Below are 20,683 nucleotides of genomic sequence, written 5' to 3' on the forward strand. Positions count from 1 at the left end.
AATTCATTGATGAGAATGTTCCTGACGCAATTATTCAGCAAAAATAAAAAATAGCTAATGCTGAAATAGTTTATTGGGAAACTATTTCAGTTAATTAAATGCTAATTAAGTTCAGGTAATGAGTTATTTTCTGGAGAGTCTATTGGTTGACCTGCAGGCACTGGATTAATTTTAAGTGCTTTTAATAATTCACCCGTACGCGCGCAAATACGATAACCCGTCGTAATTTCCAGATAACGTAATTCAACAAGGCGGCGTTTAGATGAGAATACTTCATTTTCACTATCCAATAAATCCAGCAGAGTTCGTTCACCCAGGCTGAACTGATCCTGATAAGCGGTACGAACTTTCACGCTGCGGTCGGCATAATCTGTGGCCGCAGGAATTTGGTCTCTGGCGCTTTTTAATGCTGACCATGCAAGGCCAATTTCCTGATTCATCTGGCGCAGGGTGTTATTACGCACGTCCTGAGATTGTTTTTCCTGATACGCACGGGACTGCATTGCTGCTTTATCGCTGCCGCCCTGGTACAGGTTGTAATGCAGTTTCACCATCGCCTGCCACTCTTCAGAATGGGCGCGAGTCGTGTCGGTGTCATTACTGATGCTGCGAGATACCGCTACATCAACACGTGGATAAAACGTTGATTTTGAAGCTTCATATTGCTGGCGAGCAGCCTGAATATCGGCATTGGCAGATTTCAGCAGCGGGCTGTTGTCTTCCATTATGCGTTTGGCATCTTCAAGCGATTTTGGAAGGAAGGCATCAATACTTTCAGGCAGACTCAGGTTTTCAGGCGCTTCACCGGTCACACTCATGAATGTAGTATTGGCATCTTCGAGGTTGGTTTGCTCAGTCAACAAGTTGTTGCGAGCCTGCGCCAGACGCGCTTCTGCCTGCATTAAATCGCCTGAACGGCCAACACCCTGATCGGTACGTAAATGAATCTGGTCGTAGATACGTTCATGGTTCGCGAGGTCATCTTCTGCCAGATGCACATATTCCTGGCGTTGCAATACATCAAGGTAGGCCTGAACCACCTGGAATGCGGTATTTTCGCTGATGTTGAGCACGTTAAAAGCGCGGGAATCAACGGTTGCCTTTTGACGGCCAACTTCACTCGACGTCGCAAAACCGTCGAATACATTCTGGTTGAGGCTAAGCGTGGCGTCGTTTGGAGACAAATTCATGCCATTATTACTGCCACCTGCTCGCGTGGTAGCATCATTGATGTTTTTCTTGCCTGCTTCTGCATCTACATTCAAAGAAGGAAGATATCCCCCGCGCGCTGCGCGCAAATCCTGCTCTGCAGAATAACGACTATTTACTGAAGCATTGACTTCTGGATGGCTGGATAAAGCTTGATTTACGGTATTTTGTAAAGTTGCTGCATTAACTGATGGTATTGATAAACAACCAAGTATAAAAAGGGAAACCTTCTGCATTTTATGAAGCCTTTATATTGCGCGCGTTAACGATATCCCTATATCACGCCTTATATCCATTTCAATTTTAACACGAAACATCATATTAATTAACAAGCGCAGAGGTGTTTATCTGATTACATTAAACGAGGCTTTCATTCGAAATGAAATTTAATGTTCTGTAATGTGATGTTTCACTTTGCGTCATTTTTGATTATATTTAACGCTCAGTCAAGTCTCCGATAATAGAGTTCTAATAACTGTGTTTTTTTCTACATTTATTAATTCTCCCGAAGAGCCAATGTCCATTAATGGGCATTTTTTGCTTTTTGGGGATGTTTTCGAATGAAAGAATAATGTTATTAATTATTTAATTTATCGTGGCATTTATAAAAATAACGATGATATTCAAGAGAGGTATTAGTGAGCAATTTACTTGGTGTGATTAAGGCAGTAATTGGTCTGGTTTACGTAGTTGAAGCAGACGGCTCACAGCGTCTCTTGAAAGAAGGCGACAGAATCTACAGTGGCGAAGAGATTGTTACCGGGGACAGCGGCGCGGTTAGTATGGAACTGCCAAATGGCAAAACCCTGGATCTCGGACGTAATAGCCACTGGAGTGAGCATGGCTTGAATGCAGTAAGTACTGCAGAGCATGACACTCAGGATGTCGCATCGTTACAGAAATCCATTGCTGACGGCGCTGACCCGACACAAGCATTAGAAGCAACCGCTGCGGGCAATGAAGCACCGGTGCAAATTGAAGGCGGCGGCGGTGGTCACACTCTTGTTCAGTTAGATTTAACCGGGCAGATAATTGATCCAACCGCCGGTTTTAAAACAGTAGGACTGGGTTCGCCGACATGGGAACTTAACTTACCTGAGAACGGCTTAGCCGATGCTGGAGCACCTCCAGTTTTACCACCGTTAGTTAACATTGATGATTTTGCTGGTAACGATGGTTTTATTAACAAAAATGAAATCAATCACACAAATATCAGCGGTACCAGTAATCAAAATCACATCACACTGACCTTCACAGATAGCCAAAAAAACACAATCACCATCGACGTACCTGTCAATAATGGCCATTGGACATTACAACCAGATTTAAGTGGACTGGTGGAAGGTGAGATAAACGTTACCGCCACAGCTACAGATGTATCTGGCCGCAGTGCATATAGCACGACTGATGCCGTGATCGATGTTACTGATTTGCACGACAACATCACCATCGACAACGTCACATCTGATAACGTTATTAACATCAACGAATCTCACGAAGCGCAGACCTCCGTTCACGGAACAGTTAGCGGCGATGCAAAAATCGGTGATGCCATCACATTAACCGTCGATGGCAAGGAATATCACGATGTCGTTATCGATCTCGGTAATGGCAATCTGGGCTATCGGATTAATGTCTCGACTCAGGGGCTGTTGGCCAATCCGAATATTCATGCCACGGTGACGTCAACCGATGAGGCTGGGAACACGACTCAGGCATCCAGCGATCATACTGTAGCTATTGATACCAACGTTTCTGCCGATATCACCATTCATCAGATTTCCGGTGACGACATCCTCAATGCGGCGGAAAGCCAGCAGCCAACCACCACCATCAGCGGCACCGTGGGCGGCGATGCGCGTGTGCATGATGTGGTGACGCTGACGGTTAACGGCCATGAATTTACCGGCACCGTGCAGCCAATGCCGAACGGCCAACTGGGTTACGCGATTGATGTAAACACCGCGGATCTGGCCAACGGTCAGCAGGTGCATGCGAGTATCACGACAACGGATTACGTGGGTAACACCGCGACCGCGACGGCCGATCACAGTGTCAGCCTCGACTATGTGGCCACCGCCGATATCACCATTCATCAGATCGCTGGCGATGACATCATTAATGCTGCCGAAAGTCAGAAGCTGACCACCACCGTGACCGGGACCGTGGGCGGCGATGCGCGGGTGCACGATGTGGTGACCCTGACCGTCAACGGCCATGAGTTCACCGGCACGGTGCAGCCGATGCCGGACGGTCAACTGGGTTACGCGATTGACGTGAACACCGCGGACCTGGCGAACGGCCAGCAGGTGCACGCCACCATCACCACCACTGACGGTGCCGGCAACACCGCGACCGCGACGGCCGATCACAGTGTCAGCCTTGACTACGTGGCCACCGCCGATATCACCATTCACCAGATCGCCGGTGATGACATCATCAATGCGACGGAAAGCCAGCAGCTGACCACCAGAGTGACCGGCACCGTGGGCGGTGATGCGCGCGTACACGACGTGGTGACCCTGACGGTGAATGGTCACGAGTTTACCGGTACGGTGCAGCCGATGCCGGATGGTCATCTGGGTTACAGCATCCCCGTGAACACCGCGGACCTGGCGAACGGCCAGCAGGTGCATGCGAGTATCACGACAACGGATTACGCAGGTAACACCGCCACCGCGACGACAGAGCATGCGGTGAGCGTGGATTATGTGGCCACTGCCGATATCACCATTCACCAGATCGCCGTTGATGACATCATCAATGCGACGGAAAGCCAGCAGCTGACCACCAGAGTGACCGGCACCGTGGGCGGCGACGCGCGGGTGCACGATGTGGTGACGCTGACGGTGAACGGCCACGAGTTCACCGGCACGGTGCAGCCGATGCCAAACGGCCAGCTCGGTTACAGCATCCCCGTGAACACCGCAGATCTGGCGAACGGCCAGCAGGTGCATGCGAGTATCACGACAACGGATTACGCAGGTAACACCGCCACCGCGACGGCAGACCATGGCGTGAGTGTGGATTATGTGGCGAGCGCTGATATCACCATTCACCAGATCGCCGTTGATGACATCCTCAATGCGGCGGAAAGCCAGCAGCCAACCACCACCATCAGCGGCACCGTGGGCGGCGATGCGCGTGTGCATGATGTGGTGACGCTGACGGTTAACGGTCATGAATTTACCGGCACCGTGCAGCCAATGCCGAACGGCCAACTGGGTTACGCGATTGATGTAAACACCGCGGATCTGGCCAACGGTCAGCAGGTACATGCGAGTATCACGGCGACGGATTACGCCGGTAACACCGCGACCGCGACGGCAGACCATGGCGTGAGTGTGGATTACGTGGCCACCGCCGACATCACCATTCACCAGATCGCCGTTGATGACATCATCAATGCGACGGAAAGCCAGCAGCTGACCACCAGAGTGACCGGTACCGTGGGCGGCGACGCGCGGGTGCACGATGTGGTGACGCTGACCGTCAACGGCCATGAGTTCACCGGCACCGTACAGCCGATGCCGGATGGCCATCTGGGCTACAGCATCCCCGTGAACACCGCAGATCTGGCGAACGGCCAGCAGGTGCATGCGAGTATCACGACAACGGATTACGCCGGTAACACCGCCACCGCCACGGCGGACCACAGTGTCAGCCTCGACTATGTGGCCACTGCCGATATCACCATTCACCAGATCGCCGTCGATGACATCATCAATGCGACGGAAAGCCAGCAGCTGACCACCAGAGTGACCGGCACCGTGGGCGGCGACGCGCGCATACACGACGTGGTGACCCTGACGGTGAATGGCCACGAGTTCACCGGCACCGTGCAGCCGATGCCGGACGGCCAGCTCGGCTACAGCATCTCCGTGAACACCGCGGACCTGGCGAACGGCCAGCAGGTGCATGCGAGTATCACGACAACGGATTACGCCGGTAACACCGCCACCGCCACGGCGGACCACAGTGTCAGCCTCGACTATGTGGCCACTGCCGATATCACCATTCACCAGATCGCCGTTGATGACATCATCAATGCAACGGAAAGCCAGCAGCTGACCACCAGAGTGACCGGCACCGTGGGCGGCGACGCGCGGGTGCACGATGTGGTCACCCTGACCGTCAACGGCCATGAGTTCACCGGCACGGTACAGCCGATGCCGGACGGCCAGCTCGGCTACAGCATCCCCGTGAACACCGCAGATCTGGCGAACGGCCAGCAGGTGCATGCGAGTATCACGGCGACGGATTACGCCGGTAACACCGCGACCGCGACGGCAGACCATGGCGTGAGTGTGGATTATGTGGCGACCGCTGATATCACCATTCACCAGATCGCCGTTGATGACATCATCAATGCGGCGGAAAGCCAGCAGCTGACCACCAGAGTGACCGGTACCGTGGGCGGCGACGCGCGGGTGCATGATGTGGTGACGCTGACAGTGAATGGCCATGAGTTCACCGGCACCGTACAGCCGATGCCGGATGGCCAACTGGGCTACGCGATTGAAGTGAACACCGCGGATCTGGCGAACGGCCAGCAGGTACATGCGAGTATCACGGCGACGGATTACGCCGGTAACACCGCGACCGCGACGGCAGACCATGGCGTGAGTGTGGATTACGTGGCCACCGCCGACATCACCATTCACCAGATCGCCGTTGATGACATCATCAATGCGACGGAAAGCCAGCAGCAGACCACGAATGTGACAGGCACCGTGGGCGGCGACGCGCGCGTACACGACGTGGTGACCCTGACGGTGAACGGCCATGAGTTCACCGGCACCGTACAGCCGATGCCGGATGGCCATCTGGGCTACAGCATCCCCGTGAACACCGCAGATCTGGCGAACGGCCAGCAGGTGCATGCGAGTATCACGACAACGGATTACGCCGGTAACACCGCCACCGCGACGGCGGACCACAGTGTCAGCCTCGACTATGTGGCCACTGCCGATATCACCATTCACCAGATCGCCGTCGATGACATCATCAATGCAACGGAAAGCCAGCAGCTGACCACCAGAGTGACCGGCACCGTGGGCGGCGACGCGCGCGTACACGACGTGGTGACCCTGACGGTGAATGGCCACGAGTTCACCGGCACGGTGCAGCCGATGCCGGACGGCCAACTGGGCTACAGCATCCCCGTGAACACCGCGGACCTGGCGAACGGCCAGCAGGTGCATGCGAGTATCACGACAACGGATTACGCCGGTAATACCGCCACCGCGACGGCAGACCATGCGGTTAGCGTGGATTACGTGGCGACAGCCGACATCACCATTCACCAGATCGCCGTTGATGACATCATCAATGCGACGGAAAGCCAGCAACTGACCACCAGAGTGACAGGCACCGTGGGCGGCGACGCGCGGGTGCATGATGTGGTGACCCTGACCGTCAACGGCCATGAGTTCACCGGCACGGTGCAGCCGATGCCAAACGGCCAGCTCGGCTACAGCATCCCCGTGAACACCGCAGATCTGGCGAACGGCCAGCAGGTGCATGCGAGTATCACGACAACGGATTACGCCGGTAACACCGCCACCGCCACGACAGAGCATGCGGTGAGCGTGGATTATGTGGCCACCGCTGATATCACCATTCACCAGATCGCCGTTGATGACATCATCAATGCGACGGAAAGCCAGCAGCTGACCACCAGAGTGACCGGCACCGTGGGCGGCGACGCGCGCGTACACGACGTGGTGGCCCTGACGGTGAATGGCCATGAGTTTACCGGTACGGTGCAGCCGATGCCGGATGGCCAACTGGGTTACGCGATTGAAGTGAACACCGCGGATCTGGCGAACGGCCAGCAGGTACATGCGAGTATCACGGCGACGGATTACGCCGGTAACACCGCGACCGCGACGGCAGACCATGGCGTGAGTGTGGATTACGTGGCCACCGCCGACATCACCATTCACCAGATCGCCGTTGATGACATCATCAATGCGACGGAAAGCCAGCAGCTGACCACCAGAGTGACCGGCACCGTGGGCGGCGACGCGCGCGTACACGACGTGGTGACCCTGACGGTGAACGGCCATGAGTTCACCGGCACGGTGCAGCCGATGCCAAACGGCCAGCTCGGTTACAGCATCCCCGTGAACACCGCAGATCTGGCGAACGGCCAGCAGGTGCATGCGAGTATCACGACAACGGATTACGCAGGTAACACCGCCACCGCCACGGCAGACCATGGCGTGAGTGTGGATTACGTGGCGACAGCCGACATCACCATCAATCAGATTGCCGGCGACGACATCATCAATGCGGCGGAAAGCCAGCAGCAGACCACGAATGTGACAGGCACCGTGGGCGGCGATGCGCGCGTGCACGATGTGGTGACCCTGACAGTGAACGGCCATGAATTCACAGGCACGGTGCAGCCACTGCCGGATGGCCAACTGGGCTACAGCATCCCCGTGAACACTGCAGATCTGGCGAACGGCCAGCAGGTGCATGCCAGTATCACGACAACGGATTACGCGGGTAACACCGCGACCGCCACGGCAGACCATACGGTCACCCCGGACTATGTTGCCGAAGCGACCATCACTATCGATGACATCACCACAGACAACGTGCTGAACCATACTGAGCTAAACAACCTAACGCAGTCCATCACCGGTACTGTTGGCGGAGATGCGAAAGTTGGTGATGTTGTTGACCTGAACTTTAATGGCACTCATGTCTATGGAAAGGTAGAAGAATTTGGCAATCATCAGTTGGGTTACAAAATTGATGTCAATTCTTCAATCTTTGGTGATAACAACGTCATTTTAAATAAAGACGTCAATTTCACTGCATCGGTCACTTCTCACGATAACGCGCAAAATGAAGTCACTGTCACGACCGATCACACGGTTCATGTCGATAACCATGCTTACAATGGTGTGAGCATTAACGCCGTGGCGGGCGACAACATTGTTAGCCACGCTGAGTCACAGCGAGAAGTCTTTATTACTGGGCAAGTTAGTGGAAAAGATGCGCAGGTTGGTGATGATGTTGAAGTCCTTGTTCAAGGAACAACATACACTGGCAAGGTACTGGCTGATTCTAATGGTCACCTGTATTACAAAGTACCGGTACCTGCTGGCGCATTGACTGAAGGCAATACTAGTGCCCAGGTAACAGTGACGAGCCACGATAAAGTGGGTAACGAAGCTGTTGCGACTCAGACTCATAACTTCTCTGTTGACCTCCATGCAGATGCCACTATCAACATTCATGAACTTACCGCAGGCTCAGTTCTGAATCACGATGAACTGGCTGCGCCGAAGCAGTTGATTACTGGTGGCGTCGGGGGTGATGCTCGCATAGGGGATAAAGTCTCCATAGAGATTAACGGGCACTTTTACGGCGGGAAAGTTATTGATTTGGGGAATGGCCATCTCGGTTACCAGATCCCAGTGGATTCTTCAGCATTCGGTGATAACCATCAAAAGCTGGATAGTAACGTTAAAATCATCGCCAACGTCACTTCTCATGACGCTGTGGGTAACGAAGTGACAGTGAGCACTGAGCACAGTGTTCATATCGATAACCACGCTGAAGCGGTTAACACCATTGGGACCGTAGCGGGCGATGACATCGTCAATGCGCACGAAAGCCGTATGCCGACCTTTATCAGTGGCGCTGTTACAGGCGATGCGCAGGCAGGCGACCCAGTAATCGTTCATGTTAACAATGTTGATTACAACGGCGTGGTGGTGAAAGGTTCTGACGGTAAATTGCACTACGAAGTGCCGCTACCAAACGGCGCGCTGCATGAAGGCCAAAATAACGTGACGGTGACGATCACCGGCCATGATGGATCCGGTAACATTTCAACCGCGGTGGATCATAAAACCGTCACCGTTGACACCCATGCAAATAACTCCGTCACCATTAATGACGCCACCAGTGACAATATTCTCAACCACACTGAATTAGGCCACCATAATCAAACCATCACGGGCGTTGTCGGTGGTGATGCGCAGATTGGCGATGAAGTCACACTCGAAATTAACGGGCACTATTATCGTGGTCGCGTTGAGGATATGCATGACGGGAAAGGTACACTGGGCTACAAAATCCCGGTTCCTTCGACAGAATTCGGTGATAACAAAACTATTCTGAATAAAGATGTTTCTGTTAAGGCCACTCTTGTATCCCATGACGCTGCCGGCAACGAAGCTATTGTTGTCAGTGAACACACCATTCACGTTGATAACCATGCCTACAATGGTGTGACGATTAACACTGTGGCGGGTGACGGCGTCGTTAACGCCGGTGAGTCAAAGCATGAAACCCTGGTAACAGGAAGAATCACCGGTAAAGACGCGCACATCGGCGATGCGGTGGACGTGACTGTTGGCAAGACAACCGTCCACGGGACTATTTTTGCTGACCCGCAAGGTCACCTTTATTACGAAGCGAAAATCCCGACTGGTGTGCTGATCGAAGGTAACAATGACGTGACGGTAAAAGTGACCAGTCACGATACGGCTCATAACGAGGCGGTGGCGACCGAGCACACGACAATCACGCTCGATACTCATGCTGATGCAACAATAGCCATTGATAGTGTCACTAAAGATAACATCCTGAACCACGATGAGCTGAATGCGGCAAAACAGTTCGTTAATGGTGTCGTGGGTGGCGATGCCCAGGTTGGCGATAAAGTCTTGATCGAGATTAACGGGCATTCTTTCGGCGGAAAAGTGATTGATTTGGGTAACAACCAGCTTGGCTACCATATTGCTGTTCCACCATCGGCGTTCAGTGATAATCAAGGCTCGATCCACAAAGATGTCACTTTCACCGCCACCGTGACTTCTCACGATGCAGCCGGTAATGAAGTCAATCAGACGGCGAACGGTCTTGTCCATATTGATAACTTTGCCGAAGCGGGTATCACCATGGATCTGGTGTCCGGTGATAACACCATCAACCAGATGGAATACAAACATCAGCAAACCACTAAAGTGACCGGCACTGTTACCGGTGTTGATGTCCATCAGGGCGATAAAGTTATCGTCACGGTGAATGGCCATCAGTACGAAACGACTGTAGAACCGCAGCCACAGTTGAATGGTGCTCTGGGCTATAGCTTAGAGGTTAAAAACAACGATCTGGGTGCCGACGGGACGAAAAGTAACCTGACTGCACATGTGGTTGGACATGATAGCGTCGGTAACGAACAGCTCGCCGAAGTGACAACTGTTATAACCGTTGACCGCCATGCTGAAGCGGCCATCACAATTGATAAAGTGACGGGCGACAACTGGATCAATGGTCAGGAATCCCAGAACGAATTTACCAAGGTTACCGGGACCGTAGGCGGTGATGCAAAACAAGGCGATCTGGTTACGCTGCATGTAAACGGCCTTGAATTAACTGGCCGGGTCGATGCTAACCACCATTACAGCATTGATGTCAGCACCTATGACTTGATGAAAGATCCAAATTTAAAGGCAACTATTACCGTTACGGATCAGGCCAATAACGTGGCAACAGCCGAAGCCGACCAGCATGTCAATGTGGATACTAAGGTTGAGGCGACCATCTCCGTCGATTCAGTTACGCCGGATAACACGCTTAACGGTGAAGAACTTAACCATCATTACACCCTGGTAAGCGGTAAAGTCACGGGTGAAATGAATGTAGGTGATCCACTGACGCTGAAGGTTAACGGTCATGAATATCATGGCACAGTTGAAACTCAGGCTGATGGCAACAAGGGTTACAACATTCTGGTAGAAGCGACGGATATTCATCAGGATCCGAATATCCATGCCAGCATTGATGTAACTGACACCGCGCTTAACCACACAGTTGCAACTGCTGACCATCATGTGAATATCGACGACCATGCAGCAGCTTCAGTGACAATCAATATTGTGTCAGGCGACGATATTCTGAATGGGCTGGATCAAACCTCACCAACCACGACGATCAATGGTCGTGTTGGGGGAGAAGTTGAAGCTGGGGATACAGTTGATATTACTGTCGATGGGAAGGTTTACCACGCCACTGTAGGGCCGCAGTCATTCCTCGGCGGTGGCTTGGGTTATAGCTATGACGTGCCAACCAAAGGGTTGCTCAATAACCCACATATTACCGCAACTGTCTCCATCGAAGATGGCGCGCATAACACTGTGACAGCTGGTACGACACATGACGTATCAAGCGATGATCATGCAACTGCCTCCATCACAATTGATCGCGTTACTGACGACAACACAATTAATAATGCTGAAGCTCACAATCCTCATACAACCATTACCGGCCATGTGACCGGGGATGTGCATCCTGGCGACCAGGTTGATCTCACGGTAAACGGTCAGCATTACTACGGTAGCGTGAACGATAAAGGGCGCTACAGCATTGATGTCAGCACCAGCGATTTGCTTTCTGGCGACAATAAACCCGTCATTCATGCATCGGTAACGGGTTCAGATGCGGCAGGTAATAGCGTACTGGCTGAGGGCAATCGTATTGTAAATATTGATACGCGTGCGGAAGCTGGTATCGATATTCATCATTTGGGACTGGATGCTGGAAATGATTTCTGGGTTATAGATGGACATGTCACCGGTGATGCAAAAGAAGGTGACGTGGTGACCATTCATGCCGGAACTAAAACCTTTACGACGAATGTCATAGTCCTTGCGGATGGTAAGTTAGGTTTTAGCAGCCATGATGAGATTAATGGTCACGATTTAGATATTAACGCAAAAGTCACTGTAGAAATCACTTCCACTGACCCGCACGGTAATACCTATACAGCCAGAGCGGATAGCGTTGGCCAAGGTGCTCCATGGCCTATCAATACTGGTGACCATACTGGCGGTACCACCACCCCACCACAGGTCAACCCGCCTCACGTTGACATAACTATCAGCCCGGTTGCGGGGAATGACGTCATCAATAAAGTTGAGTCAGAAGCGGGCCATACGGTCATTCGCGGTACGGTTCACGGTGATGTTCACCCGGGTGATGAAGTAACGCTTCATATTGGTAAAGATACCTATACCGGTCACGTTGTCGAACTACCGAATCTACCTGGTGAATTTGGCTATGAAATCCCTGTTGATACCACAAGCCTGCTCAACAGTCCGGATATCACGGCACTGGTAACGGGGCATAACGGCGGCGGCAGCCAGGAGTTCACGGTATCTAAAGATCTGACGATTGATAAGGATGTTACTGCCACTATTCAACTTGATAATATTGCCGGCGACAACGTTATCAATATTGCTGAATCGAAAACTGGTACCACTACGGTTTCTGGAACAGTGACTGGCGACGGTATTAAAGACGGTAGCAATGTGACAATCATGGTTAACGGCCATGCGGTTACTACGCAGGTACATACAGACTCGAATGGTGACTTGAGATTCAGTAAAGAGGTGAGTATTGACGATCTGCGTCAGTCTCACGATATTACCGTTAGCGTCACCGGTCATGATGACCAGGGCAACGCAATTACGGTTAGCGATGGTAAAACCGTTGCGGTTGATACTGAGATTAAAGCGACGGTCAGTATTGATAAAGTTACCGACGATAACATCCTGAACTTTGATGAGAGCAGGCAAGGAAAAACCGCAATCACAGGTCATGTTACCGGTGATGTAAACCCTGGTGAGCATGTCACTTTGCAGGTCAATGGTGTGGAATATAAAGACGTCGAGATTGATAAAAACCTGAATTACACGGTTGATGTTAATACCAGCGACTTGCGGAAAGGCGACACGATTACTGCGGAAGTTACCGGGCATGATGATGCGGGAAACAGCATCGTAGGTACTGCGACTCATCACTATTCAATCGACACCAACGCTGAAGCTTCTATCACCATACACACTGTTTCTGGTGACAATATCCTCTCCGCTAAGGATCTCAGTGCAACGGAAACGGAGATAAGCGGCACCGTAGGTAAAGATGCTGCTCCTGGAGATCAGGTGACGGTTATCCTTAACGGTGTTCCGACCAGCACAACTGTCATTCCTCTACCGGGTATGAACGGTCAGTTGGGTTATTCCTTGAAGGTGCAAACGGCCGATTTGAAAGCCGAATTAGAAGCTGAATCAAAGGTAAATCCTGGGACCGATCCGGCGATTACCGTGACAGTCACCGGGACTGATGATGCGGGTAATGCTTTTAGTCAAAGCGAGAACAAAACTGTCACTATCGACGATCATGCTGATGTGACTTTGACGTTCGATAAAGTCACAGCAGATAACGTTATTAACCTGGCCGAAAGCCATAATCCAACCACAGAGATTAGCGGCAGGGTCACAGGTGATGTCAAAGAAAATGACATCGTAACGGTGACCGTTAACGGCAACGATTTGCCTGCAACGCTCCATAAAGATAGTAGTGGTGGATTCACTTTCAAAGTGAACGTCAGTACGTCTGAGCTCCAGCTCCATCATGAAATCACCTATAAAGTGACGGGTACTGATGATGTGGGCAATACCGTGACACGGGTTGAAACCAACACCATCACCGTGGATAAGGATGCGTCAAACACCATTCACCTCGATGCCGTCGCGGGTGACGATAAAGTCAACATCGTGGAATCTCACAGCACCAACACTATTCTGCATGGTGTTGTGACAGGTGATGTCATCGACGGCAAGATTACTGTTGAATTGAACGGTGCTAAGGTCAGTGTTGATGTTGATCTTAAGGACGTTGTAATTTCTGAAAACGCCAACGGTGAGAAGACCTTCGAAATTCCGGTTGCGACAAATCTTCTTCATGAAGGTGCTAACAATGTCGTCATTACCGTAACTGGCCACGATCTGGCAGGTAACCCTGCAACGTCGACCGACACTCACAACATTACCCTCGATACTACGATTGGTGCCCATATCACCCTCAATTCTGTGGCAACGGACGATGTCATCAATGCCGCAGAGTCTGACCATGTTTCTGTCACCGGCACGGTTACTCCTGATGGAGATGCAAAACTGGGTGATGAAGTCTCGGTAATGGTTAATGGCAAGACACCATTCGTCGGAAAAGTTATAGATCTGGATGGCCAGGGTCATCTGGGGTATGACATTCATGTGGATAAAGGTTTACTGCAGGAAGGGAAAAACACCTTTGATGTGAGTATCAAAGCGACGGACGATGCGGGTAACGAAATCACTGTTCACGATGGACACGAAGTGCAGATGGACACCCAGTTGGCTGCCACTATCACCCTTGATCCTGTGGCAGCGAACAATGTGGTCAATGCCGCAGCGGTAGACCATGTTTCGGTAACCGGCATGGTTGGTACAGATGCAGACGCACATGTAGGCGATAAAGTGACGGTGACGGTTAACGGCACTGAATTCAAAGGTGATGTTGTTGATGTGGATGGTAAGGGCCAGCTGGGCTACAACATTCATGTGGACAGAGCGTTACTGCATGAAAATGCCAACACCATAAAAGTGAGTGTCGATGCGAAGGATGCTGCCGGTAACAACATCACCGTTAATGAAGAACACATTGTACATGTGGATACTCAGCTCGATGCCAACATCACCCTTGATCCTGTTTCAGCGAACAATGTGGTCAATGCCGCAGCGATAGACCATGTTTCTGTGACCGGTACGGTGGGTACGGATTCAGATGCAAAACTGGGTGATGAAGTCACGGTGACGGTGAACGGCAAGTCGTTCACGGGTGAGGTTAAAGAGATTAATGGTCACCTAGGTTACGACATTCATGTAGATAAAGGGTACCTGCACGAAGGGACAAATACCTTTGATGTGAGTATCAAAGCGACGGACGGTGCCGGAAACGAAATCACCGTTCATGCCGGACATGATGTGCAGGTGGATACGCAGCTTGGTGCCTCCATTACGCTCGAGCCAGTGGCAGGCAACGATGTCATCAATGCCGCCGCTGCTGACCATGTTTCGGTGACCGGCACGGTGGGTACGGATTCAGATGCAAAACTGGGTGATGAAGTCACGGTGACGGTGAACGGCAAGTCATTCACCGGTGTGGTTCAGGATATTAATGGCCATCCGGGTTACAACATTCCGGTGGATAAAGGGTATCTGCATGAAGGGAGCAACACCTTTGATGTGAGTATCAAAGCGACGGACGGTGCCGGTAACGAAATTACCGTTCATGCCGGACATGAAGTGCTGATGGATACCCATCTTAACGCCGCCATCCATCTCGACAACGTGGCGGGTAACAATGTTATCAATGCCAAAGAAGTTGACCATGTTTCTGTCACCGGCACAATTGACAGGGATACCGATGCACAGCTGGGCGATCATGTGACGGTGACGATTAACCACCAGTCGTTTACAGGTGTGGTTAGTGTTATTAATGGCCACCTGGGTTACGACATTCCTGTTGATAAAGGATACCTGCAAGACGGGAAAAACACCTTTGATGTGAGTATTAATGCGACGGATAAAGCCGGTAACGCCATCACCGTTCATGACTCACATGATGTGCTAGTGGACACCCACGCTGACGCCAAAATCACTATCAACAATGTCACTGACGATAACCGTATTGACTCGCAAGAAGCGCGTCATCATGTGACTCATATTACCGGCCAGATCGACAGCGCAGATGTGCATAACAACGAACATATCAATGTCACCATCAATGACAAACATTATGACGTGGTACTGCACGAAGATAATGGCCATCTGACCTATGACGTTCCGGTTAATACCAATGAGCTCCATATTGGTAAAAATAGCGTGGGTGTTTCAGTTATCGCTAACGACGATCATGGCAACACCAACGTTATCCATCAAAAAGCTGATTTTACGATGGATGATCCATCCCATCGTGGAAAGCATGACGTAGATGGTAGTGACAAGTCACATCATGCTGCTAATGCACATTCTCACGATAATGGATTAAGTAACCTGTTTGATGACAGTCACGATACTTTCTCCTTTAATCTTGCCCATGATTCTAAAGGTCATCACGGTGATGAAAGCCTGAAGATTTTTACCGGTAAAGAAAATCACGGAAACGAGAAAGTTGATCTGAGCGATCTGGCTAAAGAGCTGCATGAAAACCCAGATATCACACATATGATTAAAGCTGGAGATGCACCAGGTGGAAAAGGCGACGCACAGCACCCGGCACATCCAGTTCATACCGCAGGTGACCCGAGCTCTGTAATGGGTCACGACGCTCATGACTCGCATGGCTCATCGCATTACTCGATGGACCACCTAATCCCAAAGCCTGAGCATTACCATTCATAATTGAGAGCCGCCGCCCTTAACCGGGCGGTGATTCCTACGCATATAAAGGTATCGAAAATGTATTACGTTCAACGTAATGAAGAAGGCCAACTGACGCGAGTTGAGAACGAGCCGTTTGTCGGCATGACGGGTGAGATTTTCTCACAGACTCCGGAGATTGCGGCGTGGAACAATGCCCGCGATGTGGTTGATGGGACTTTACAGCATCGTGAGTTGCTTCAGCGAAGCGACCTGGAAATGGTCCGTGTTCTGGACGATTTGATTTTCTTGCTGATTCAAAAGGGCGTGATAACGATTACTGACTTGCCGCCAATGGCGCAAGTTAAGCTGATGAATCGTGCGCAGGCGCGCCAGGGATTGGGTGGGTTAGAGGATTTATTGAACTCTGACGACCAGGGCATCTTCTAAATAGCCGTCATATTTCGAGCTGCTTCTGCGTTGACTGCGTTCACAAACCCCAGTCACTTACTTTTGTAAGCTCCTGGGGATTATGCGGCCCATTCATGGGCCTTACCCCTTTGGGGACGCTGCAAGCAGCGTTCAAATTTGTTCCAGACAAATTTGTTGCTCTCTTGTCGCCTTGACGCAACGCGAACTATTTAGGCTATTTCATTGATGATACTATGCTTTATGGTTTGTTAGGGTGGATAAGCGCTAAGCGCCATCCACCCTTTTTCCTGCATCAAAATGGCGCGGGTTCGCCCAACAACTGCCCCATCGCTCCATAAATCCCAACTTCTTGCAGCACTCGCAGTTCACCTTCGGTTTCTACTCGCTCGGCAATCAATGGCAGATCAATGTTGTTGGTCGCACCGTGTAACACGTCAATAAACAAGCGCTTATCATTTTCAATATCAATATGGCGGATATAGCTGGAGTCGATTTTCAGATAAGCCAGGCCCCATTGTGACAGGTGGCCAATCATATCGAAGCGACTACCGAAGTGTTGCAGGCCCAAGCCACAGCCATACTGGTTCAATGACTTGATAAACACTTCCATCTGCTCAGGTTCTGGCAACTGGTTTTCATCCAGCTCCAGAATTAAGCGGTTGGCAAGCTGCGGGCTTTGCTTCAGTGGGCTGAGGAGCTGTTTGATGCTCGCCTCATTGGCCAGTGAATTTCCGGACAAGCTGAGCGCCAGATAGCCTGGGAAGCTTTTCAACTGCTTCAGCGTCAGGCTCAACATCACCTGGTCAAGACGTTGGCTCCATCCAAAGCGGTGAATCCATGGCAGGAAGCGGCCAGCGGTAATGCTGTTGCCGTTTTCATCCACGATGCGCGACAACACTTTGTAATGAATAACTTTCTGTGTGTTTTTACAATTGACAACCGGCTGGAAGAATAACTGGAATTGTTCTTTACTCAACGCGTTCTCAAGGCGAGTAAACCACAGATGTTGGTCTTCCAGGGCGGCATCAGTTTGTACTACAGGCAGGAAATTAGTCTGATGCGTGGTATGCGTTTCTGATTCCGTCAGCGCGCGGTCAGCCTGAACAATCAGCGACTGCGCTGAATCGCCGTAGCTAAACGGCACCATTCCGGTATGTCCGACAGGGTTCATGTCAGACATACCGGTGGCATAGAATGCGGCAAGCTGCTGATTGAGCGAGTTTTGCAAATTCAGCATTTCATTGTGTGTGACACCCGGGCAGAGCAGGGCGAATTCACCACCACGGATACGCGCAAGAATACTGTCTGAGCCGGCGTATTGGTTTCTCACCACATTCATCATATCGGCAACATGTTTGAGCAGGTTGTCAGTATGCGGGCCGCCAAAACGTTGGTTCAAGCCACCCAAATCCTGAATACGCAGTAATAGTAAATATCCTGGCGCGGTTTCTTCGTCGCTTAAACGTGTTTGCATCTGCATATCGAAAGCACGGCGGTTCGCAATACCTGTCTGGCTGTCGATATAGGCTTCATTGTGCAGGCGTTCACTGTGTTCAGCCTGGTCTTCAAACAATGATTTAAGTTTGGTGACCATCAGGTTCATGGCTTCAACCACACGGCGCAGCTCTGGGGTTTTCGGTAAGTCGATCTGAGTCAGGTATTCACGGCGAGTAATAGCTTGTGATTGTTTGACCATGTAGTTGAGAGGGCGCAATTGGCGGCGTAATAGTGCGGCACCCGCCAGAATACATACGACGCTACAGGCCAGCATCCACAACAGGTTTGCCAACGTACTTTCCCACAAACGCTTAATGGCAAAGACTGGGTTACTTACTACTTCGACGCGTGCAGCCTGCTGCCAACCGCGCATAATGGTGGCTTCCGCGGCTTGCGGAGAGACATTAACCAGCGCAACGAACCAGTGTGGAACCTCAGGAATAGACAAAGAGGCGGTGCGCTCAAGGATGATTTTCCCGCTACTCTGATCGATAACGCGGATAGCATCGTAGTATCCACTATCAAAAATCGAGCTAACCATAAGCTCGATCATTGCCGGATCGTCAACGTGCGGAGTTAGTGATAAGCCCAGCGCCGTTGCAGCATCCTGCGCATGAGACAGCAGCTGATTATTGTACTGCTCTCGAGAACTTTCGAGATTAACAATAAAACTGCCGCTGAAGATAATCAGCATAAAAAGAAAGATAGCTATAAGAAGCTGTTTGAAAAGAGACACAGGCTTATCCTATTCATCAACCGGGAAACCTTCGTCCCGCATTTTTTTCAACACATCCTGCCAGCGAGAAAGGCGCTTACTATCCCCGACACGTTTATTATTCTGACTTCCTGGTAACCACAGACCGTTATCATTAAAGGAATACACAGGTAATAAATCCGTACGCTTTGTTGCAGGCAAAATATTATCCGTCAAACTATCAAGCACTATCGGTATTGCATCGGGTGTTTCATACCAGGTTAATACCATGTGTGCTCTATCAAGACGCAAGGCTTTAACGTAGGTAATACGCAGCTTTTCTCCCGAAACACCTAACTGACGTAATGTGAAATATTTAGCGATGGCGTAGTCTTCGCAATCTGCCTCCCCTTTTCGTAGGGATTCTATCGGTGTGGCCCAGTAGTCGATTACGTGCCAGATATCAATATCTTCACGATAGTGCAGCTTCTGGTTAAAAAAGTGATTCACTGCACTTAATTGTTCAGACTCACTTTTGTTTCGCTGCTCAAGCAGTAACTGCTGCCAGTCATCAATTCGCTGCCCGGCATCAAAAGATGCAGGGCCATAAAGCTTGTCGGTGCGTTGTTGAATGGTGGTGAAATCCCAGGCAGCACGTAACGAGCTCCCCGCCAATAACAACAACAGCATGCCAGAAAATATGAAATGCGCAGGTAGTCTGGTATGCAAAAATTTCCTGACTGAGTTCAATTACACGTCCACATAGAGGCGCTTAATATTGGGTTTTCTGTGTGTTTTTTACGACCACTTTCTGCATCAGCCACTTGTTGACCAACTGAGCATTAAGTGGTGATTCGAATATTTCCCCCAGAGTTTTGTCGACAAAAGCGACAAACATTGGGTCTTTCTTTCTCATCATGAGGGCATATTTCATTTTATCACCAACAACCTCATGCGAAACAACGAAGTCTTCAGGGTGTTCGCTTTGGTTGATATACGGGTAAGCCAGAATATCATCCAATATTAATGCGGCTGTACGCTTTTGCGTCATCATATCGAAAGCGTCTTGCACAGTATCCGAAGTAACAATCGAAAGGCTAAGGTTTTTTTCGCGATTAATCCTGTTCAGTTCTAACAGGTCTTTAGAACCACGCGGTACAGCAATGGCTCTGCCTTTTAAATCATTAAGGGTTTTAATATTATTATTGCGAAAGGACACAATGCGCATGTTTGCAACAAAGTAATCAATAGAAAAAGAGACGCTGTTTTGGCGCTCAGGTGCAACAGTGTTAACGCTGCAATCTAAATCAATCTTGCTGGAATTGAGTGCAGAAACACGCTCGGTAAATAAAATAGGGATATAATGAACAGCGAGTTTTTTGATACCCAGACTTACTCGTAATTCATCAGCAATCATATTACACAGTGCAATGGTGTAGCCCGTGACTTTTCCGTCGCTATCACGGAATGAAAACGGCTCAAGCTGGCGATAGCCGATATTTAATGTGTTACTTGATTTGATATGCTCAAGAGTCACAGAGGTTGGCTCCGCGGACAACGGCTGCGATGCCATGCTTAATGGTATAAACATCAATGCATTGAGTAAATGCTTTAGCTTGAGACTAAATAAATTTTTCAT

The 20,683-nt window shown here is 50.5% G+C and carries 6 protein-coding genes; 2 read left to right on the forward strand and 4 right to left on the reverse strand.

The genetic code is table 11. From position 1 onward, the window contains the following. Positions 1–101: 101 nt before the first annotated feature. On the reverse strand, positions 102–1,445 hold the full coding sequence (locus tag AC0IXI_RS04080; protein WP_471681966.1) for a TolC family outer membrane protein: 1,344 nt from the start codon (positions 1,443–1,445) through the stop codon (positions 102–104). A gap of 402 nt (positions 1,446–1,847) precedes the next feature. On the opposite strand from AC0IXI_RS04080, the gene AC0IXI_RS04085 reads away from it, so the two are divergent. Both AC0IXI_RS04085 and AC0IXI_RS04090 read left to right on the forward strand, forming a co-directional pair. After that, positions 1,848–16,463: a retention module-containing protein gene (locus tag AC0IXI_RS04085; RefSeq protein ID WP_471681967.1), complete on the forward strand. Its 14,616-nt coding sequence runs from the start codon at positions 1,848–1,850 to the stop codon at positions 16,461–16,463. Positions 16,464–16,520: 57 nt separating this feature from the next. Continuing rightward, the gene (locus AC0IXI_RS04090; protein ID WP_134184536.1) at positions 16,521–16,871 is read left to right on the forward strand and encodes a tryptophan synthase subunit beta; all 351 of its coding nucleotides are present in this window, start codon (positions 16,521–16,523) and stop codon (positions 16,869–16,871) included. Between the two features lie 274 nt (positions 16,872–17,145). Here the strand turns inward: AC0IXI_RS04090 and lapD are convergent, their stop codons facing one another. The 3 genes from lapD to AC0IXI_RS04105 form a co-directional block, all read right to left on the reverse strand. Continuing rightward, positions 17,146–19,086 (reverse strand): cyclic di-GMP receptor LapD, encoded by a 1,941-nt coding sequence (gene lapD, locus AC0IXI_RS04095; protein ID WP_134184534.1) that lies wholly within the window; start codon positions 19,084–19,086, stop codon positions 17,146–17,148. 9 nt (positions 19,087–19,095) lie between these two features. Then, a complete protein-coding gene (gene lapG / locus AC0IXI_RS04100; RefSeq protein ID WP_064513550.1) occupies positions 19,096–19,734 on the reverse strand; it encodes a cysteine protease LapG in 639 nt (212 codons plus the stop codon). 82 nt (positions 19,735–19,816) lie between these two features. Continuing rightward, entirely contained in the window at positions 19,817–20,683 is an 867-nt protein-coding gene (locus tag AC0IXI_RS04105; RefSeq protein ID WP_471681968.1) for an amino acid ABC transporter substrate-binding protein, read from the reverse strand.

This window comes from Buttiauxella sp. AC038 (assembly GCF_979253565.1).